We start from the raw sequence: 19,444 nt of genomic DNA on the forward strand, positions 1-19,444 counted from the left end.
TCATGAGTAGCCACCTGGTTTACTCCGCAGTAACAAACCCTGTGTGATCTACGTCATGGTCAAGGAGGACCAGAGTGCGACGATCACTTGTTCTGGTGCTGGTACTCCTCTCCACCCTGCTCGGTGCTCCCGTTGCCGCCACGGCGGCCCCTGGACACCAGATCTCGTACCGGTCCATCCCCGGCGTCGGCGGCACCGTGCTGAAGGCCCTCGTCGTCGAGCCGACCGGACTGGGCAACGGCCCGTTCCCGTTGCTCGTCATGCCGTCCAGCTGGGCGGTTCCCAACATCGAGTACGTGGGCGCGGCGGCCAAGCTCGCCAAGGAGTCCGGGTACGTCGTGGTGAGCTACACCAGCCGCGGCTTCTGGGACTCGGGCGGTCAGATCGACGTGGCCGGCCCGGACACCGTCGGGGACGTCAGCAAAGTCATCGACTGGGCCATCGCCAACGCGCACGCCGACGGCACCAAGGTCGGCGCGGCCGGGATCTCCTACGGTGCCGGGCAGTCCCTGCTGGCCGCGGCGAACGACAAGCGCATCAAGGCCGCGGCGGCGCTGAGCACGTGGACCGACCTGGCCCGCTCGCTCTACCCCAACAACACCGTCAACAAGCAGGCCGTCGAGGTCCTGCTCGCGGCGGGCAAGGCCACCGGACGTCCCGGACCGGTCCTGCAGGAAGCCGAGGACGCCTACCGCGACGGCCGGTTCTGGGAGGTCGTCCCGATCTCCGCGGAACGGTCGGCCGCGGAGAAGATCGCGCAGATCAACGCCAACGGCACGGCGGTGATGCTGGGCAACGCCTGGAACGACGGCATCTTCGCGCCGGGCCAGATCACGGACTTCTACGGCAGGCTGACCGGCCCGAAGCGGCTCATGCTCTCGCCGGGTGACCACGCCACCGCCGAACTGTTCGGCGCGGCGGGGCTGCCCAACGAGATCTGGGAGTCGGTCGGCCGCTGGTTCGACCGCTACGTCAAGGGCACGGCCAACGGCATCGACGCCGAACAGCCGGTGCGGCTCAAGCCCAACAACGGCGGCGCGTGGAAGTCGTTCGGCGCCTGGCCGAACGGCAACGTGGACACCGTGCAGCTCGACGGCAGGCGGATCGCCGCGGGCTGGGGCACGGTGGCCGACAGCGGCACGATCCTGCTCTCCGGTGCGCTGCAAGGGTTCCTGAACATCCCGACCGGGGTGTCGCTGCCGTTCGTCGACCGCAACGTCGCGGGCGTGTGGAGCGGGCCGTACTACCCCCGCGGCACGACGGTGGCCGGCACGCCGAAGCTCAAGCTCCAGGTCACACCGAGTGCGGAGACGACGACGTTGTTCGCGTACCTGTACGAGGTGGGGCCGCTCGGGCTCGGCGCGCTGATCACGCACAAGCCGGTCAAGGTGACCGGGGCGGGCCGCACGCAGACGCTCGACGTGGAGCTGGAACCGACGGTGTGGAACGTCGCACCCGGCAACCGGCTGGCGCTCGTGATCGACACGGTGGACCCGCGTTATCTGACGGAATCAACTCGCGGCTCAACCGTCACCTTCGGACCGTCGAGCCTCACGGTTCCGAAGGCGTAAGAATGTCCGGGTGGACCTCACCCGGCAGCAGGTGCTCCTCCACCGGATCCATCAGCACGAACTGGACCGGCGGATCTCTGACGCGGCCGAGCTGGCGGTGCTGTCACTGGGCATCCAGGACAACACCTCCGGCTCGGCCCTGCTGAGTCTCGCCGCGCGCCTGAGCGCACCGTCGACGGAGGACTTCACCCTCATCTGGTCCGTCCGCGGTGCCCCCCACCTGCACCGCGACGGTGAGCTGAAGGCGTTCTCCCGCGCGCTGTGGCCGTGGAGCGACGCCGACGCCCGCGCTCGTGCCTCACGGCCGAAGGCGGACGACATGGTGGCGGCACTGCGGCACATCGCCACCGCGATGAGGTCGATCGTCACGAAGCCGATGACCAAGGGCGAGGTGAGCAAGGCCCTGACCCCGTTGGCTCCCCAGCAGACGATCGAGCCGTGCCGGGGCTGCCAGACCGAGCACGTCAGCGACCCGATCTTCCGCCTCGGCGCACTGCCGGCGGGTCTCCGGATCGTCCCGGAGGAGAAGACCGTGACGTTCGAACGCATCCACGGCTGGCCGGGCGTCCCGCGCAGGACCGCGGGCTTCGACGAGCTGGTGCACCGGTACCTGACGCTGCACGGCCCCGCCGGACCGTCCGAAGTGGCCGGTTACTTCGGCACGTCGACGCGCGAGGTCAAGAAGCGGTGGCCGAAGGACGGCCTGGTCGAGGTGACCGTCGAGGGTGAGAAGGCGTGGCTGCCGGAGGACCTGGAGATCGCCGACGCCGAACCGCCGGAGGTCCGCCTGCTGCCGCCGACCGACCCGTACCTGCAGGCCCGTGACCGCGACCTGCTGCTGCCGGACAAGGCCGCGCAGAAGGACATCTTCCGCGTCCTCGGCCGGCGCGGCGCCGTGCTGGTGGACGGCGAGATCGCGGGCTCCTGGCAGGGCAGGGTGGTGTCCGGCAAGCGGTTCGAGGTGACGGCGACGCCGTACCGCCCGTTGCCGGATCTCCTGCCGGAGACCCAGATCCTGGCTCAGGCCAAGGGACTAGACGACGCAAGCGTCAAGAGCGACTGACACGTCGTCCGTGACGATCAGCGACTGCAACGCGGCGTGCGAGACGAAACCCTTGTCCCGCAGCTCGGTCAGCCACTCGACGAGTCCCTTGTAGTGGTTGTCGACGTCGAGCAGCACGACGGGCTTGCCGTGCATGCCCAGCACACCGGCCGTCCACACCTCGAAGAACTCCTCGGCGGTGCCGATGCCACCCGGCAGCGTCAGGAACGCGTCCGCCTTGTCGTCCATCATCTTCTTGCGCTCGCGCATGGTGTCGACCACGTGCAGCTCGGTCGACTCGCGGTCGGCGATCTCCCTGGTGGCCAGGCCCTTCGGGATCACACCGTAGGTGTGCGAGCCGCCCGCACGTGCTTCCCGTGCGACAGCGCCCATCATCGACGTCTGCCCGCCGCCCCAGACGAGGTGCCAGCCGCGTGCCGCGATCTGGCGCCCCACCTCGGCGGCGAGGTCGATGTAGCTCTGCGGGACGGTCGCGAGACTTCCGCAGTAGACAGCGACATACATCAGTGCGTGTCCGCCCATGCCTTGTGCGCGTCCTTGACCACGCGCACCGCGTCGTCGATGTCATCGGTGAGGTGCAGCAGCGCGAGGTCCTTCTCGCCGACCTTGCCACCGGGGAGCACCGAGTTCTGGATCCAGTCGTAAAGACCCTGCCAGTACTCGGTTCCGAACAGGACGACCGGGAACTTCGTGACCTTCTTCGTCTGCACCAGGGTCAGCGCCTCGAACAGTTCGTCGAGCGTGCCGAAACCACCCGGCAGGCAGATGAACGCCTGCGAGTACTTGATGAACATCGTCTTGCGCACGAAGAAGTAGCGGAAGTTCACGCCGAGGTCGACCCACGGGTTGAGGCCCTGCTCGAACGGAAGCTCGATGCCGAGCCCGATCGAGAAGCCACCGGCCTCCGAACAACCGCGGTTGACCGCTTCCATGGCGCCGGGGCCACCACCGGTGATCGCCGCGAACCCGGCCTCGGCCAGCGCCGCGCCCAGCTCACGCCCGGTCTGGTACTCCGGGTGGTCACGGCCGGTGCGCGCCGATCCGAAGACCGTCACCGCGCTCGGCACCTCGGCCAGCGCGCCGAACCCCTCGACGAACTCGGCCTGGATGCGCAGCACCCGCCACGGGTCGGTGTGCACCCAGTCCGACGGGCCGCGGGAGTCGAGCAGCCGCTGGTCAGTGGTGGTGGTGCGGTCGTCCTTGCGATCACGCCGCTCCACGACCGGGCCGCGACGCTTCTCCGATGGGCGCTCGTCGACGGCGCCGTTCTTCTTCTCTTCCGTCATCACTGAGATTCTAGTGATCAGTCCAGCAGAAATCGCTTAAGCACGGCGAAACAGCCGGTGATCTGCTGGACCGGCACGTTCTCCTCCTGGGTGTGCGCGAGCGTCGGATCGCCCGGCCCGAAGTTGACCGCGGGCATCCCCAGCGCCGCGAACCGCGCCACGTCCGTCCATCCCAGCTTGGCGACCGGCGTGCCACCGGCGGCCTGGACGAGTTCCAGGGCCGCGGGGGCGTTCAGGCCCGGCAGCGCACCGGCCGCGAAGTCCGTGACGGTGACGTCGAAGCCCTCGAAGACCTCGCGCAGGTGCTGTTCGGCCTGCTCCACCGTGCGGTCCGGCGCGAACCGGTGGTTGACCGTGAGCACGGCCTCGTCCGGCACGACGTTGCCCGCGACGCCGCCGCTGATCTTCACGGCCTGCAGACCCTCGTGGAAGTGGCAGCCGTCGATCTCGGGCTGGCGCGGCACGTAGGCCTCCAGCCTGCGCAGCGCCTCGCCCAGGCCGTGGATGGCGTTGCGGCCCATCCACGCCCGCGCGGTGTGGGCGCGCTTGCCGGTGGTCCTGATCTCGATGCGCATCGTGCCCTGGCAGCCGGCCTCGACCGTGCCGTTGGACGGCTCGCACACGATCGCGAGGTCGCCCATCAGCCAGTCCTTCTGCTCGCGCTCGATCCTGGTGAGCCCGTTGCGCTCGGCCTCGATCTCCTCGCAGTCGTAGAAGACGAACGTGAGGTCGTGGCGCGCGTTCTCGCTCAGGGCCGCGATCGCGAGCATGACCGCGTCGCCGCCCTTCATGTCGACGGTGCCGCAGCCGTGCAGGATCTCGCCCTCGCGACGGCTCGGGAAGTTCTGGTTGATCGGCACGGTGTCCAGGTGCCCGGCGAGCACCACGCGACGGTCCTTGCCGGCGTTCGTGCGGGCCAGCACCGCGTTCCCTGATCGGGTGATCTCCAGGTGGGGCGCGTGGAGTCGCAGCGACCGCTCCACGAGGTCCGCGATCTCCGCCTCCTCCCCGGACACGCTGCGCACATCCACCAGCGAGGTCGTCAGGTCGATCGGGTCGGCGAAGAGATCAAGTGTGTCGGACACGCGGTCACCCTACCCAGGCGGCTTGGGCGTTGGGCCGTTCAGCCGATACCGTGCTGTGCGTGATCAAGCGCACACTCCTGGTCATCTCCCTGCTGCTCCTGGCGACCGGCTGCGGCGAGGCTCCTGCCGCGTGCGACCGGCAGTGCGGCGAGATCCGGGCGTTGTTCACCGCGCCGTGCGGCTCGCAGCACAGCTTCACCCCTGCCGACTGCGCCGGGTGGGTCGGCGAGGTCAGCACCATGACCCGGCGGCTGGACACGTCGTTGCGCGGCAAGCACGTCCGGCAGGACGTCAGCGAGGTGCTGCCCCGGCTGATGACCTCGATCGGCGACTTCGACGCGCACCGGTGCGGTGAGGTGCGGGTCGACAACGTGTCCAGCACCGACGCGCGGCAGTCGAAGTGCAACGAGGCCCTGATCGCGACCAGGGGCGACCTGGGCTCGCTGTACTTCTCGGCGGAAGTGCCCGACTGACCAGCCGAACTCGGCCGCACGCGGGGAGCTTTCGTGCGCTCGTACCGCACGCGGAGGCCCCGCGTGCGATCGAGCACGAGCTGCGGCGGAGTGTGAGCACCGGACTAAGCTCGGTAGCCGTGAGCACCGCATACGGCATCGGCCTGGCCACTGTGACCCCGGACGGCACCGTCCTCGACACCTGGTACCCGTCCCCCGCCCTCGGCGACTCGGCGGAACTCGGCACCGTCCGCGTCTCGTCCGCGGAGATCGCGGAAGCGCTCGGCGAGGCCGCCGCGAAGCTGCTCGGCGAGGACCTGGAGCGCGGTGTCGAGGTCGTCGGCGTCAAGGTCGTCATCGACCTGGACGCCGCCCCGGAGAACACCTACGACATCTGGCTGCGCCTGCACCTGCTCAGCCACCGCCTGATCAAGCCGCACGGCGCGAACCTCGACGGCATGTTCGGCCTGCTGACGAACGTCGTGTGGACGAACCACGGCCCGTGCGCGGTCGACGGCTTCGAGCAGACCCGCACCCGCCTGCGCCTGCGCGGCCCGGTGACGGTCTTCAGCGTCGACAAGTTCCCGCGCATGGTCGACTACGTCCTCCCGTCCGGTGTCCGCATCGGCGACGCGGACCGGGTCCGGCTCGGCGCCCACCTCGCGTCCGGCACCACGGTCATGCACGAGGGCTTCGTGAACTTCAACGCCGGCACGCTCGGCAGCTCGATGGTCGAGGGCCGCATCTCCGGCGGCGTCGTGGTCGGCGACGGCTCGGACGTCGGCGGCGGCGCGTCGATCATGGGCACCCTGTCCGGCGGCGGCAAGCAGGTCATCAGCATCGGCGAGCGCTGCCTGCTCGGCGCGAACGCCGGTCTGGGCATCTCGCTCGGCGACGACTGCGTGATCGAGGCGGGCCTCTACATCACCGCCGGCACGAAGGTGACGTTGCCGGACGGCGAGGTCGTCAAGGCGGTCACTTTGAGCGGACAATCGAACCTGCTGTTCATCCGGGACTCGGTGACCGGCACGGTGAAGGTGAAGCCCCGGAAGGGCACCGGCGTCGAACTGAACGCCGCGTTGCACGCGAACGACTGAGGACGCGGAACTCGGTGTCCGGGGCCCGGTCTGCGAAGGCAGACTGGGCCCTTGCCGGCTCCAGGAGGTGCACGTGCTGAAACAGCGACTTGAGTTGAACGCTCGCGCCGCGATCGAACGTGCCCTGGAGGGGGCCCAGTCCGAGGACTCCTTCGTCGAGTTCAAGACGCAGTGGCCGATCGACCACGGCAAGGCCGCCCGTCAGATCGCCGCGCTGTGCAACGCCGCGCGCGGGTCGGAGGCCATGTGGATCGTCGGCGTCGACGAGAAGGGTCGCTACGTCAAAGGCGCGCTGGCCGAGGAGCTGTCGAGCTGGTGGCCTCGGGTCGAGAGCCACTTCGACGGCGTGGCACCAGGTCTGACCACCGTCGCGTTCGACTGGGCGCGCGGCCGCACGGTCGTCGTCCTCAGTCTGCAGACCGACAACGCGCCGTACGTGTTCGTCACGAAGAAAGAGCCGTACAGCAGGGAAATCCCGTGGCGCTCCGGTGAACGCACGCGGTCCGCGCGCCGCAGCGAGGTGCTGGAACTGCTGGTGCCCAAGCTGGACATGCCCGGCTGGGAGTTCGTCAGCGCCCGCGCGACGCTGAGCCAGCACTCGCCGACGCTGCGGTTCGAGGGCGACCTCTACCTGGAGACGAACCAGCCGTTGTCGTTGCCGCACCACCGATGCCACTCGTACGCGACGTACGGGCTCGACAGCGAGACGGTCGACCTGGCGTTCAGCTTCCGCACCAACACGCGGGACGTGCGGGCGGTCGAACGCGTCGTGCGGGTCGCGGAACCGGCGGTGCTCCACGTCAGCGCGGACGCCGACGTGGAACTGGACGCGTTCTCCGACCTCTGGGACCTGCACTGGCACCTCGTGCTGGGCCTGGGCCTGAGCGGCGAGGAGATCAGCACCAGCGTGCGTCTGACGACGGACGCGGTGCCGCCCAACCAGTTCACCCGCAGGGTCTGGTCGGCCCTCAAGCCTTGAGGCGTTCCACGGCAGCGGCGATCCGCTCGTCGGTGGCCGTGAGCGCGATCCGGACGTGCTTCTCGCCTGCCGGTCCGTAGAACGTGCCGGGTGCCGCGAGGATGCCGCGATCGGCCAGCCACGAGATCGTCTCCCAGGCGTCCTCACCGCGCGACGACCACAGGTAGAGCCCCGCCTCGGAGTGCGACACGGTGAACCCCGCCGCCTCCAGCGCGGGCTTGAGCACCTCACGCCTGGCCAGGTACCGGGACCGCTGCTCGGCCACGTGCGCGTCGTCTTCGAGAGCGGCGCGCATGGCCTCCTGCACCGGCCGCGGCACGATCATGCCGGCGTGCTTGCGCAGTTCGAGCAGGCCCGCGATCAGCTCCGGGTCGCCGGTGACGAACCCGGCCCGGTAGCCCGCGAGCGAGGACGACTTCGACAGCGAGTGCACAGCGAGCACACCGTCGAAGGAGTCCACAACGGACGGATGCAGCACCGACACCGGCGAGGAGTCCCACGGCAGCGCGAGGTAGCACTCGTCGGACGCCACGATCGCACCGACCGCGCGTGCGGCGGCGACAGCGTCACGCAGCTGCTCGGCCGACAACACTCGGCCGGTCGGGTTCGACGGCGAGTTCAGCCACACCAGCTTCGTGCCGGCGGGCGGCGGTTCGCCGTCGGCCAGGCGCACGACCTCGGCCCCCGCCATCAGCGCGCCCACCTCGTAGGTGGGGTACGCGACGGCGGGCACCGCGACGACGTCGCCCGGCCCGACACCGAGCAGGGTGGGCAGCCACGCCACGAGCTCCTTGGAGCCGATCGTGGGCAGCACCGCCGCCTCCGCGACGCCGACGATCCCGTACCGGCGCTCCACCGCGGCGACGAAGGCCGCGCGCAGCTCAGGAGTGCCGTGGGTGGTCGGGTAGCCGGGGATGTCGGCGACCGACGACAACGCGGACTGGATCACCGCGGGAACCGGGTCGACAGGGGTGCCGACCGACAGGTCGACCACGCCACCGGGGTGCTTGCGCGCCTTGGCGGCGTGGCCTGCCAACAGGTCCCACGGGAAGTCCGGCAGCGCCGGGCCCCTGCGGTTGATGATCAATGCCCCTCGGCCTGCGGCGCGAGGACCTTCACGAACTCCGGGTCGGCGCTGACCTTGCCGACCTTCGACGCGCCACCGGGCGAGCCGAGCTCGTTGAAGAAGTCGACGTTCGCCTTGGTGTAGTCCTTCCACTCATCGGGGACGTCGTCCTCGTAGTAGATGGCTTCCACCGGGCACACGGGTTCGCACGCGCCACAGTCCACACACTCGTCGGGGTGGATGTAGAGCATCCGGTCGCCTTCGTAGATGCAGTCGACAGGGCACTCTTCGATGCAGGCCTTGTCGAGCAGGTCCACGCACGGCTGGGCGATCACATAAGTCACTGCGCTCTCCAACTTCATCGGTCACACCGCGCAAGCCGGAGAGTACGCGGCACGTTCGAGTATCACCCGGTCAGGCTTGCCTTAGCTGTGCGGTGTGCCACGTCACAACTCCTGACCGGAAACTCCCTCGCCAACATAGTCAGGATGGACGTGTGCACACCGTGGATCACCTGGAATCACTCTGCGCGCGAGCATGGCCCGTCCTGGCAGAAGTTCCGCTTGGAGACTGGTTGATGCGTGCCGCCGACGGCTTCACCGGCCGCGCCAACAGCACGTTGACCTGCGGTGATCCCGGCATGCCGATACCGGACGCGTTGAGGGCCGCTCAAGTGTTCGCCCGCGAGCACGGCATCAAACCCACCGCCCACGTGATCAAGGGCTCATCACCGGAACCCGAGTTCGCCGCCGCGGGCTGGATCGTCGACCTGGATCACCCCGGCGGGGCGGAGTCGCTGGTGATGACCGGCCCGCTGGAGAAGTTCGCCGACGGCGTGGCCGAGAGCCGTGATGTTCCCGGATGGTGGGAGCTGACGGCCGGATCCGAGCTCTCCGCCGCCCAGCGGCACGTCCTCGGCAGCGGCGGCAACGTCTGCTTCGCCTCGATCACCGAGGACGGGATCGTGATCGCGGCTGTGCGGGGCGCCGTGGTCGAAGACGTCCTGCACGTCGCCCGGCTCGCCGTACGGCCGTCACATCGCCGTCAGGGCCTCGCACGGCGGCTCATGGGCGAGCTGGCCGGCTGGGGACTCGCTCAGGGCGCCACGACGTGCGTGCTGCAGGTCGCCGAGCACAACGAACCGGCGATCAGGCTGTACGAGGAACTCGGCTGCACCGAGCACCACCGCTACCGCTACTGGATCCCGGCGGTCTCGTAGAGGCCGGGCCGGTTGGCAGCGTTGCGCGCCATCACGGCCCCCACGGCCACCGCACCCGTCAACGCGCCGCCGGCGAGCAACAACAGCCCGCGCCAGTCCTGCAGCAGCAGGACGGGGCTGCCCGCGGCGTAACCGGGCTCGAAGTAGCCGAACACCATCAGCGTCAGGAACCACACGATCAGCGGCAGCGCGGCGGTGAAGACCCGCTCGGACAGCGAGGCCGCCCACGACACCAGCAACGGCGTCGTGACGGCGGCCACCACGATGGTGATCGGGAACGGCCAGTCCCCCAGCCTCGGCAGCAGCGTGCCGTCGAAGCGCAGGGGCAGGAACATCGTTTCCAGCACGGCGAGTGCTGCTGCCTCGACGCACAGAAGCAGCAGGAAGACGACTCGCCAGCCAGTGCGGTGACCGCTAACCGTCGTCGCGTTGTTCTGGTGGTCAGACGGGTGCATCGTGGTCCCACCCCCGCGTCCTCATATCGGGCATACGGGGGCGCGGGGGTGGGGCCGCGAGGTGCCCTGCTGAGCGCCAGAACAACCCGGCGGCGATTGCGGTCATCGCACTAACGGTCACCCAGGCCTCCGAAAAGATCCGCGGCCGCACCCTCCGGTGAGCCCTTCGCGAGCACGTAGTACTCGGCACCGACCAGCGGCTGCGCGATGTCGTTCGACAACGCGTATCCGCCGTCCCACACACTGACCTGCGTCGAGTGTGCACGCAAAGCGCGGCGCTTGGCCGTCAGGTGCTCCGACACGTCGACAACCGTTGTGATCTCTTCATCCGGCGTCACCGGGAGCTCGCCGGGCTCGGGCAGCCGGAACGCCTCGGGGACGTTCTCCAGCGCGGCCACACCGGCGTTCGTGGCGTCGCGGGACGTCACCGCGTAGAAGACCCGCTCGACCTCGGAGACCTGGGCGCACGCGGCGACCGTGATCTCGTGCGCGCGGATGTGATCGGGGTGGCCGTAGCCGCCGAACGCGTCGTAGCTCACGACGACCTGTGGCTTGACCTCGCGCAGGATCTCGACCAGCTGGGCGGTCTGGTCTTCGAGCGATCCCTGGACGAACGCGCGCGCCTTCGCGTTGGACGGCACGTCGACCATGCCGGAGTCGCGCCAGCGGCCGATGCCGCCGAGGAATCTGTGGTCCGTCACGCCGAGCGCGGCGCAGGCTGATCTCAGCTCGCCCACGCGGTACCCGCCCAGCTGGTCGGCGGCGTCGGCGGCGAGGTGGGCCAGCGCGGGCGGGATGATCTCGCCCTCTTCCCCCAGCGTGCAGGTGACGACCGTGACGTGCGCGCCGGCCGAGGCGTAGCGCGCGATGGTGCCGCCGGTCCAGAGACTCTCGTCGTCCGGGTGGGCGTGCACGAAGAGCAACCGTGGTGGGGCAGTCAGCGTCACCGAATCAGAGTAAAGCGGTGTTTAAGGCCCCTTCTCCGCAGGGGCGGCGAAATCGCCGGGAAGTCGGTCGTCCGGCCGAATCGCTCCTGTCGAATTGGGCTTCGCCGAATTCGACAGGAGCGGTTGACCGGATGACCGACGCGATCTCGCGATCCCCGCGCCAGGCCGAAAGAACCTGGTCAGCGAGGTGCTAAACGACCGAACGTTCCTCGGCGAAGTGACAGGCGGACAACGTTCCCTCCGGTCCACCGCGCCTTTCCAGCTTCGGTTCTTCGGTGGCGCAGATGTCCTGCGCCTTCCAGCACCGGGTGCGGAAGCGACACCCCGACGGCGGGTTGACCGGCGACGGCACGTCACCCGTCAGAACGATCCGCTGCCGCTGGCGTTCCTTCTTCGGGTCCGGCATGGGAACCGCGGACAGCAACGCCTGCGTGTACGGGTGCATCGGCTTGCCGTAGATGGCTTCCCGCTCGCCCATCTCGATGATCTTGCCGAGGTACATGACCGCGACCCGGTCGGAGATGTGCCGCACCACCGAGAGGTCGTGCGCGACGAACAGGTACGCGAGCCCGAGCCGCTCCTGCAGTTCCTCCAGCAGGTTCACGACACCGGCCTGCACCGAGACGTCCAAAGCGGACACCGGCTCGTCCAGCACCAGGAACTTCGGGTTGAGCGCCAGCGCGCGGGCGATGCCGATGCGCTGGCGCTGACCGCCGGAGAACTCGTGCGCGTAACGGCTGCGGTGCTCGGGGTTGAGGCCCACGAGCTCCATCAGTTCGTTGACCCGCCGCTGCACGCCACCTTCGACACCGTGGATCACCAGCGGTTCCGCGATGATGTCGTTGACCTGCCATTTGGGGTTCAGCGACGCGTACGGGTCCTGGAAGACGATCTGGATGTCCTTGCGCAGCGGCCGCAACTGCTTGGCGCTCATGGACGTCAGCTCGCGGCCCTCGAACTTCACCGAGCCCGAGGTCGGCTTGTGCAGCTGCAGGATCGCGCGTCCGGTCGTGGACTTGCCGCAACCGGACTCGCCGACGAGGCCGAGCGTCTCACCGGGGTGCAGCGTGAACGACACCCCGGACACGGCCTGCACCGAACCGGTGTTGCGCGGGATGATGCCCTTGCCCCGCACGGGGAACTCCTTGACGAGGTCGGTGACCTCCAGCAGTGGCGCGGTCACTTCGCCTCCTCATCCTTCAGTTCGGTGATCAGGGATCCGTGCACGGCCGTCACTTCGAGCGACTCGTCAGGGTTGGCCGCGGCGAACGCGGCCGGGTTCTCCACCGTGCCGATCTCGTCGTGCAGGAACAGCTTCTGCGGCTGCTCGAACGTCGCCAGGTGCTCCCAGCGGTGGCACCGCGTCGTGTGGTTCGCGGCGCCGGCCTCCTCCAGCAGCGGTTCCCACTCGTGACACACGTCGGAGACGAGCGGGCAGCGCGGCGAGAACGAGCAGCCGGTCGGCAGGTTCACCAGCGACGGCGGCGCGCCCTTGATCGGGGTGAGCCGCTTGCCCAGGGTGGCCGGGTTCGGGACCGAACCCAGAAGTCCCACCGTGTAGGGCATCCGCGGCCGTTCGAAGACGTCGTCGACCGGGCCGGACTCGACCACGGTGCCGCCGTACATCACCTGCACGCGGTTGACCATGCCCGCGACCACACCGAGGTCGTGCGTGATCATGACGATCGCCGCGTCGGTCTCGGTCTGGATGCGCAGCATGGTGTCGAGGATCTGCGCCTGCACCGTCACGTCGAGCGCGGTGGTCGGCTCGTCGGCGATGATCACGCTGGGGTCGTTGATGATCGCCATCGCGATCACCACGCGCTGCCGCATGCCGCCGGAGAACTCGTGCGGGTACTGGCTCGCACGCTTGTCCGGCTGCGGGATGCCGACCAGTTCCAGTGACTCGACCGCCTTGGCCCACGCCGCCTTCTTGGAGACGTTGTGGTGCGCGCGATAGGTCTCGGCGAGCTGCCACCCCACGGTGTAGACGGGGTTCAGCGACGTCATCGGGTCCTGGAAGATCATCGAGATGTGCTTGCTGCGGAACGGCTGCATCTGCTTGTAGCTGCGGCCGTTCAGCTCCTCGCCGCGGTAGCGGATCGAGCCGTCGATGACCGCGTTGCGGGGCAGCAGGCCCATGATCGCCATGGAGGACACGGACTTGCCGGAGCCCGACTCGCCGACGATGCCGAGCACGTCGCCTGCGTTGAGGTCGAACGAGACGTTGCGCACGGCGCGGACGTCGCCGTCATCGGTCGGGAAGGTGACCGACAGGTCCTTGACCGACAACAGCGGTGCGGTGGTGCCGGAGGGCAGGAAGTCCTCCGACAGTTCGGAAACAGTGGTCATCAGGCACGCACCTTCGTCTGCCTCGGGTCGAACGCGTCGCGCAGACCGTCACCGATGAAGTTGACGGCCAGGGAGAGCGACACGAGCACGATGAACGGACCCCAGAAAAGCCACGGCCGGTTCAGGAACTGCCCGTAGTTCTCCAGCACGATCACGCCGAGCGAGGTGTCCGGGGGCTGGACGCCCAGTCCCAGGAACGACAGCGCGGCCTCGGTGAGCACCGCGGACGCGATCGCCAGCGTGGCGTTGACGGTGATGCTGCCGATCATGTTCGGCACGAGGTGCTTGAAGATGATCCGCGAGGTGGAGGCGCCACAGGCCCGCGCCGCCTCGATGAACTCCCGCTGAGCCAAGGAAAGCGTCTCACCGCGCGTGATGCGGGCGATCTGCATCCAGGCGAACGCGGCGAGCACCAGCGCGACGACGTACCAGCTGCCGGAGAAGCCCTTCACGACGATCGCGGCGACCGCGATCTGCGGGATGATCAGCAGCAGGTCGACCAGGCGCATCAGCGCCGTGTCGACGAAACCGCGCAGATATCCCGCCAGGGCGCCGAAGGTAACGCCGATCGCGGTCGCCAGGGCGGCCACGATCAACGCGATCTGCAGCGAGTAGCCGGTGCCGCGCATGAGCAGCGCGAGCATGTCCTTGCCCACCTGGGTGGTGCCGAGCGGGTGGGTGCCACTCATCGGCTGGTAGGACTTGCTGGTCACGTCCTCGAAGTCGTAGGTCCAGATGAACGGGCCGACGAACGCGAAGAGCACCAGGAAGACGAAGACGCCGAGGCTCACCATCGCGAGCCGGTGGCGCAGGAAGCGCCGCAGGACGAGCTGGCCCTGGGTGCGGGTCGTGGAGGCGTCGAACTCGTGGGAATCTGACTGAGGAGCGCTGTTCACCACTCCGCCCTCGGACGCCAGGTTGATGTTAGCCAAGGCGAATCCTAGGGTCGAGGATGCCGTACACGACGTCGGCGATCAGGTTGAACAGCACGATCAGGGTGGCCGTGATGGCGAGCCAGCCCATCAGCATCGGCGGGTCGAACTGCCGCACGGAGTTCACCAGCAGCGTGCCCATGCCGGCCCAGCCGAACACGGTCTCGGTGATGATCGCGCCGGAGAGCACGCCACCGAAGTTCAGCGAGAACAGCGTGGCCACGGGGATCAGCGCGTTGCGGAACGCGTGCCGGAAGATCACGCGGCTCTGCGAGATGCCCTTCGCCCGCGCGGTGCGCACGAAGTCCGAGTGCAGGATCTCGAGCATCGAGGCGCGTTCGAACCGGCTGTACGCGGCGAAGCTGATCAGCATCAGCGCGACCGTCGGAAGCAGGAACGTGCCGGTGTACTTGAAGATCACTTCACCGAAGCTGCCGCTGAAGCCACCCGGCCGTGGGCCCGCGGTGGTGAGCCAGCGGTCCAGCCCCATCGACTCCAGGACGTTGTTGAACTGGATGCCGTAGTTCTTCACGATGACCGCGACGCAGAAGATCGGCATCGAGAACATGAGGAACGCGGTGCTGGTGGCGAGGTAGTCGAAGATCGAGTACTGGCGCACGGCGGCGAGCACGCCGACCGAGACACCCAGTGTCAGAGCGAGGAGCTCGGCGCCGATGACGAGGCGTCCGGTGGTCCACAGCGCGTCGGTGACGGCCGGGAAGACAGCGGTCTTGGCCTGACCGAGGGCGATGCTCTGGCCCCAGTCTCCCGACAGGAAGTCGGTGAGCCAGTTCCAGTAACGGATGATCACAGGCTTGTCCAGGCCCAGGGAGATCTCCGCGGCCTTGATGTCGGCCTCGGTGACACCGGGCCGGAATCGCATTTCCGCCAACGGGTTTCCGGCGGTCGCGACGAGGACGTAACAGGCGAAGCTGCCGATCAGCAGGATGGGTATGGAGATCAGCAGGCGCCGGATGATGTAGCGGATCACGGGCGGGCTCCTAGGGGGCAACCCGGCTCGGGCGGGGCCGGACTCGTGGTCCGGCCCCGCCCGGTCAGGCGTTGCGCACTTCAGCTGATGAGCTAAGGCGATTTACTTGGTCTGCCACTCGTTGGCGTTCCACAGCGCGCCGTAGTAGCTCTGGAAGTACACGCGGTCGAGACCCTTGAAGGCCCACATGTTCGGCATCTGGAACAGCGGAAGCGAACCGTAAGCACCGGCCAGCGCCTCGTCGGCCTGCGACCAGTACTTCAGGGACTCGGCGATCGCGGTCTGCGAGACGGCCTGCTTCATGGCGTCGTCGGCCTTCGGCACGGTCAGGTTCTGCCAGTTCTGGCCACCACCGGTCTCGTAGATCGACTTCTTGCCGCCCTTGAACGGCGAGCCGGACCACGCGAAGAGGGCGACGTCGTAGTCACCCGCGGAGACGCGCTCGTCGAGGAAGTTCGGGTCGGTGTCGTCCTTGACCTCGATGCCGGCTTCCTTGCACTGGCCCTGGATCAGCTCGACGGTCTGCTTGCGACGCGGGATGTCGGTGTGGCTGATCCGGAAGGAGGCGCGGACGCCGTCCTTCGCGAACACGCCGTCGGCACCCTGCGCCCAGCCGGCGTCGGTCAGGATCTTCTTGGACTCGGCCGCGTCACCCTTGGCCTTGTCCGCGTAGACGTCCTTGTAGCCCTCGTCCTTCGGGAAGAAGATGAGGCTGCCCATCGGCTTCGCGTCCGCCTGGACCTCGCTGATGAGCTTGTCGATGATGTCCTGGCGCTTGACGCACATGAAGAAGGCCTTGCGGACCTCTTCCTTGGCCAGCACCGGGTTCTTCATCTGGATGTCGAGGTGCTCGAACGACAGGCCGGGGCCCGCGCCGAACGTCACGCCCTGGGCGTTGAGGCCCTTGAGCTTCGTGGCCGCGTTCGCGTCCGGCTGGGCGAAGGAGTTGACGGCGAGCTCGCCGTTCTCCAGTGCCTGCGCCTGCGCGACGGGGTCCGGGATCGCCTTGAGGATGATCTTGGCGGGACCACCGGGCTTGCCGGCCCACTTCGGGTTGCGCTCCAGCGTCACCGACTGGTTCGGCTCGAAGCCGGTCAGGACGTAGGTGCCCGCACCGGGCATGAGGTCCTTGGTGAAGCCGTTCCACTTCTCGTTCCAGAAGTCAGCGGCCTTCTGGATGTCCGCGGCGGCGGAGTCCTTGTTCAGCTTGGTGATGTCCGCGACGCCGGCGTTCTTCTCGAGGATGTGCGCCGGGAGGACGTCGTTGTTGAACATGTCCTCGTAGTCGGGGTACGGAGCGGTGAAGGTGCCGACGAACGTCTGGTCGTCCTTGCACTCACCGTTCATGAGGTCGTACCCGGTGGTGCCGGCCGGCTTGAAGTACTTGCTGCCGTCGGCCTTCTTCGAGGAGTTGCTCTGCGTGAACCACGCCATGTAGAAGTCGTCGCAGTCCCAGGCCTCGCCGTCGGACCAGCTGACGCCCTTCTTCAGCTTCCACGTCACGACCTGCGGAGACTTCGAGGTGACCTCGATCGACTCCATGACGTCCTTGTTCAGGATGACCTTGTTGTTGCCGTTCAGCAGGTGAGCACCAGGCTGCACGAGCGTCAACGCGAACGTGTTGTAGGACTGGTTGGCGTCCTCGGTCGCGTTGTTGTACGAGGTGAACGGCTTGTCGGTCGACACGACGACCTGGTCGCTCTGCTTCGTATCCGGCGCGGTGTAGCCGTCCGCGGACTCACCGCGGGCCGTCGCCATCTCCGCGACCGTGGCGTCGCCACCGTCGGCGTCGCTGGTTCCTCCGCCACCACCGCAGGCACCCAGCACGAGAGACGCGCTGGCGACCAGCGCGATCGCCGGAAGTGCTTTGGATCTCCTCATCGACACGTGCCCTCCTAGCACTGGGCGGCCGTGGCCTGGTCGGCATGCACGCCCATAACGTTGATGTGCCATACGCGCCCCGAACCGGCACATCGTGGGCAGCACGGTAAGAACCCGTGGAGGTGGCGGTCACTACCTGAGAGGGGGATCGTGACCCAATGGAAACAGGTTGTTGCACGCCGCAATGGCCCGATTACCGGGCGCCAGCGTTCGTTGACCGGGCGAGTGAAATTCTGTCAACGAGAACGGCCGAAAGTAGCAACGCGAAAAGGATTCGCGCAACGCGATTTCCCACCCGCCGGCTACTTGTCGAGACGCCGCCATTCGGGTGCACCGCTGAGCACGCCCGCCAGGGGTGCCCCGGTGTCGACGCCTGAAACCGCCGACGGCAGAACTCCGAGCAGATCGACGATCTGGAACAGCGGTACCGAAACGGCCTGGGCGGCGATCAACGGCTCGACGCGGGCCAGCACGTCGGACACCAACGTCTTGCCGTTGAGCGCGGCGTCGATGTCGGGCTGGATCGCCGGGTCGCAGAAGCCGGCGATGTTCTGCGGGCTGGGCGTCGACCCGTCCGGAGCGTCACCGGCACACCCGTACTCGCTCGCGAGCGCCGCCGCCGTGTCGCCGGCGTCCACCCGCGGGACGACGGCGATGTCGATGTCCTTCTCGGTCAGCTGCTTGCTGAAGAGGTCCTCGGCGGCGGGCGTGACGACCTCGGAGTCGATGCCCCGGTCCTTCAGCTGAGCCTTGATCCGGTTCGCGATGCCGGCGTACGGCTCGACCTTCTCCGGCGCCGCGATCCGGAGCTTGAGCGCCTTGCCGGACTTCTGCCACTCGGTGCCGGCCTTCACGTACCCGGCTTCGGTCAGCAGCTGGTCGCTCGCCGCCACGTCGAGCGTGTTCGCGGTGATCGTCTTCACGTACCCCGCGCGGCTGGGCGGCACCACGTACGAGTCGGCCCGGAACGGCGTGCTCGGCCCGCTCTGCGTCCCGGACGCGATGAGCGCCTCACGATCGAGCGAGGCCACGATCGCCTTGCGCGTCTTCACGTCCTTGAGCTGCTCGCTCGCGGGCCGCAGCAGCACCTGCACGACCTCGTTGCGCGGCACGGGTTTCGTGGCGACGTCCTTGATCGCCTGGAACAGGTTCACGTCCGCCGCGTCGGCCCTCAGAAGCGCCGCCTGGTTGTCGCCTTTGGACAGTGACTCGGCCATCGCGCTGTGGGTGGCCCTGCGGATGACGACCCGGTCGAGCGTCGTCGGCGTCTCCCAGTACCGGTCGCTGCGTTCGAGCACGACCTCACCGCGCGGCTCGTCGAGGCTGCGCATCTGGAAAGGCCCTGCGGTGGCGGGAAAGCCGGTGGACAGCACGTTCGACCACGTACCGGGCGCGTCCTTGAGCAGGTGCGCGGGCAACAGGTTCGAGAAGAGGCTTCGCCATCCCGGGAACGGCTTGCCGAACGCGACCTCGACGACCTTGCCGCCCTCACGCGCGCTGATGTTGTTGATGAGCCGGTAACCCGCCGGATCCACAACACCGGGTTCCGTCCGCATACGCTGCCAGAGGTAGTAGAAGTCCTCGGCGGCGATGGGAGCGCTGTCCGACCAGCTGGCGTCCTTGCGAATCGTGTAGGTGACCGTGAACGGCTCTGCCTTGGTGACCTTCGCGCTCACCATGAGGTTCCGGTCGAGCTGCGGAGCGCCGTCGTTGCCGGGCCGGAACGGACTGGGCAGCAACAACGAACTCAGCGCGGTCGTGATGGGACTCTGCGCCGCGAGGGCGTGCGGGTTGTAACCGCCGGCCACGTCGTCCACGCCCACCACGATCTCGGTGACCTTGGGCCCGGTGGTCGTGATGACGGGCGCCTCGGACTTCGCGACCAGGGGCGGCGGAGGCGCGTTCGTGCACGCCGCGGCTGTGCCGCACAGAACGGCAGCGGCAAGCACTCCCCCGAGTCGCCTCATGGTCCTCACATTGCCAGAAGGTGGGTGGTGGCGTTCGGGCAACCCAGGATTTGTCACCCGTGCCACTGAAGGGACGTGGCGCGCGGTCGCGGGGTTGCTCG

At 68.2% G+C, this 19,444-nt stretch carries 19 protein-coding genes; 6 read left to right on the forward strand and 13 right to left on the reverse strand.

Annotated elements, in window-relative coordinates:
- Positions 1-74: 74 nt before the first annotated feature.
- Entirely contained in the window at positions 75-1,571 is a 1,497-nt protein-coding gene (locus ACIRG5_RS29430) for a CocE/NonD family hydrolase (protein WP_402910378.1), read from the forward strand.
- Between the two features lie 10 nt (positions 1,572-1,581).
- Entirely contained in the window at positions 1,582-2,634 is a 1,053-nt protein-coding gene (locus ACIRG5_RS29435; protein WP_402910380.1) for a winged helix DNA-binding domain-containing protein, read from the forward strand.
- Here ACIRG5_RS29435 and ACIRG5_RS29440 read toward each other — a convergent pair.
- Genes ACIRG5_RS29440 through dapE form a run of 3 tightly spaced genes read right to left on the reverse strand, consistent with a single transcriptional unit; the run spans position 2,605 to position 5,005 of the window.
- Positions 2,605-3,156, reverse strand: coding sequence for a TIGR00730 family Rossman fold protein (locus ACIRG5_RS29440; protein WP_402910383.1), 552 nt, complete (start codon positions 3,154-3,156; stop codon positions 2,605-2,607). The genes ACIRG5_RS29435 and ACIRG5_RS29440 overlap by 30 nt on opposite strands.
- Positions 3,138-3,920: a TIGR00730 family Rossman fold protein gene (locus ACIRG5_RS29445; RefSeq protein ID WP_402910386.1), complete on the reverse strand. Its 783-nt coding sequence runs from the start codon at positions 3,918-3,920 to the stop codon at positions 3,138-3,140. Before ACIRG5_RS29445 ends, ACIRG5_RS29440 begins: the two co-directional genes overlap by 19 nt.
- A gap of 17 nt (positions 3,921-3,937) precedes the next feature.
- On the reverse strand, positions 3,938-5,005 hold the full coding sequence (gene dapE / locus ACIRG5_RS29450) for a succinyl-diaminopimelate desuccinylase (protein WP_402910389.1): 1,068 nt from the start codon (positions 5,003-5,005) through the stop codon (positions 3,938-3,940).
- Positions 5,006-5,064: 59 nt separating this feature from the next.
- Here dapE and ACIRG5_RS29455 point away from each other — a divergent pair, with 59 nt between their 5' ends.
- The 3 genes from ACIRG5_RS29455 (at position 5,065) to ACIRG5_RS29465 (ending at position 7,533) form a co-directional block, all read left to right on the forward strand.
- On the forward strand, positions 5,065-5,478 hold the full coding sequence (locus tag ACIRG5_RS29455; RefSeq protein ID WP_402910391.1) for a hypothetical protein: 414 nt from the start codon (positions 5,065-5,067) through the stop codon (positions 5,476-5,478).
- 119 nt (positions 5,479-5,597) lie between these two features.
- Complete coding sequence (gene dapD, locus ACIRG5_RS29460) at positions 5,598-6,554, forward strand: 2,3,4,5-tetrahydropyridine-2,6-dicarboxylate N-succinyltransferase (protein WP_402910393.1); 957 nt, start codon at positions 5,598-5,600, stop codon at positions 6,552-6,554.
- A 73-nt stretch (positions 6,555-6,627) separates the two neighbouring features.
- On the forward strand, positions 6,628-7,533 hold the full coding sequence (locus tag ACIRG5_RS29465) for a hypothetical protein (protein ID WP_319980231.1): 906 nt from the start codon (positions 6,628-6,630) through the stop codon (positions 7,531-7,533).
- Here ACIRG5_RS29465 and dapC read toward each other — a convergent pair.
- A complete protein-coding gene (dapC, locus tag ACIRG5_RS29470) occupies positions 7,523-8,614 on the reverse strand; it encodes a succinyldiaminopimelate transaminase (protein WP_402910860.1) in 1,092 nt (363 codons plus the stop codon). The two genes, ACIRG5_RS29465 and dapC, sit on opposite strands and share 11 nt — an antisense overlap.
- A gap of 2 nt (positions 8,615-8,616) precedes the next feature.
- Positions 8,617-8,943 carry a ferredoxin gene (gene fdxA, locus ACIRG5_RS29475; RefSeq protein WP_030480843.1) on the reverse strand — a complete coding sequence of 109 codons (327 nt, stop codon included), beginning with the start codon at positions 8,941-8,943 and terminating at the stop codon, positions 8,617-8,619.
- A gap of 233 nt (positions 8,944-9,176) precedes the next feature.
- On the opposite strand from fdxA, the gene ACIRG5_RS29480 reads away from it, so the two are divergent.
- Positions 9,177-9,818, forward strand: coding sequence for a GNAT family N-acetyltransferase (locus ACIRG5_RS29480; RefSeq protein WP_402910397.1), 642 nt, complete (start codon positions 9,177-9,179; stop codon positions 9,816-9,818).
- Here ACIRG5_RS29480 and ACIRG5_RS29485 read toward each other — a convergent pair.
- The 8 genes from ACIRG5_RS29485 to ACIRG5_RS29520 all read right to left on the reverse strand — a co-directional run bounded on the left by ACIRG5_RS29485 (position 9,794) and on the right by ACIRG5_RS29520 (position 19,343).
- Complete coding sequence (locus tag ACIRG5_RS29485) at positions 9,794-10,273, reverse strand: hypothetical protein (RefSeq protein ID WP_402910399.1); 480 nt, start codon at positions 10,271-10,273, stop codon at positions 9,794-9,796. The two genes, ACIRG5_RS29480 and ACIRG5_RS29485, sit on opposite strands and share 25 nt — an antisense overlap.
- 110 nt (positions 10,274-10,383) lie before the next feature.
- Positions 10,384-11,220 (reverse strand): N-acetyl-1-D-myo-inositol-2-amino-2-deoxy-alpha-D-glucopyranoside deacetylase, encoded by an 837-nt coding sequence (gene mshB, locus ACIRG5_RS29490; protein WP_402910402.1) that lies wholly within the window; start codon positions 11,218-11,220, stop codon positions 10,384-10,386.
- 190 nt (positions 11,221-11,410) lie between these two features.
- Positions 11,411-12,403 carry an ABC transporter ATP-binding protein gene (locus tag ACIRG5_RS29495; protein WP_093602475.1) on the reverse strand — a complete coding sequence of 331 codons (993 nt, stop codon included), beginning with the start codon at positions 12,401-12,403 and terminating at the stop codon, positions 11,411-11,413.
- The gene (locus tag ACIRG5_RS29500; RefSeq protein WP_402910406.1) at positions 12,400-13,572 is read right to left on the reverse strand and encodes an ABC transporter ATP-binding protein; all 1,173 of its coding nucleotides are present in this window, start codon (positions 13,570-13,572) and stop codon (positions 12,400-12,402) included. The genes ACIRG5_RS29495 and ACIRG5_RS29500 overlap by 4 nt, the downstream gene beginning before the upstream one ends.
- Complete coding sequence (locus ACIRG5_RS29505) at positions 13,572-14,495, reverse strand: ABC transporter permease (protein ID WP_402910863.1); 924 nt, start codon at positions 14,493-14,495, stop codon at positions 13,572-13,574. The genes ACIRG5_RS29500 and ACIRG5_RS29505 overlap by 1 nt, the downstream gene beginning before the upstream one ends.
- A gap of 1 nt (position 14,496) precedes the next feature.
- Positions 14,497-15,495 (reverse strand): ABC transporter permease, encoded by a 999-nt coding sequence (locus tag ACIRG5_RS29510; protein ID WP_360037782.1) that lies wholly within the window; start codon positions 15,493-15,495, stop codon positions 14,497-14,499.
- Positions 15,496-15,597: 102 nt separating this feature from the next.
- Entirely contained in the window at positions 15,598-17,376 is a 1,779-nt protein-coding gene (locus ACIRG5_RS29515) for an ABC transporter family substrate-binding protein (protein ID WP_402910866.1), read from the reverse strand.
- 302 nt (positions 17,377-17,678) lie between these two features.
- A complete protein-coding gene (locus ACIRG5_RS29520; protein WP_402910408.1) occupies positions 17,679-19,343 on the reverse strand; it encodes an ABC transporter family substrate-binding protein in 1,665 nt (554 codons plus the stop codon).
- Positions 19,344-19,444 lie beyond the last annotated feature (101 nt).

Origin of the sequence: Lentzea sp. NPDC102401 (genome assembly GCF_044765805.1) — a bacterium.
GTDB lineage: Bacteria > Actinomycetota > Actinomycetes > Mycobacteriales > Pseudonocardiaceae > Lentzea > Lentzea sokolovensis.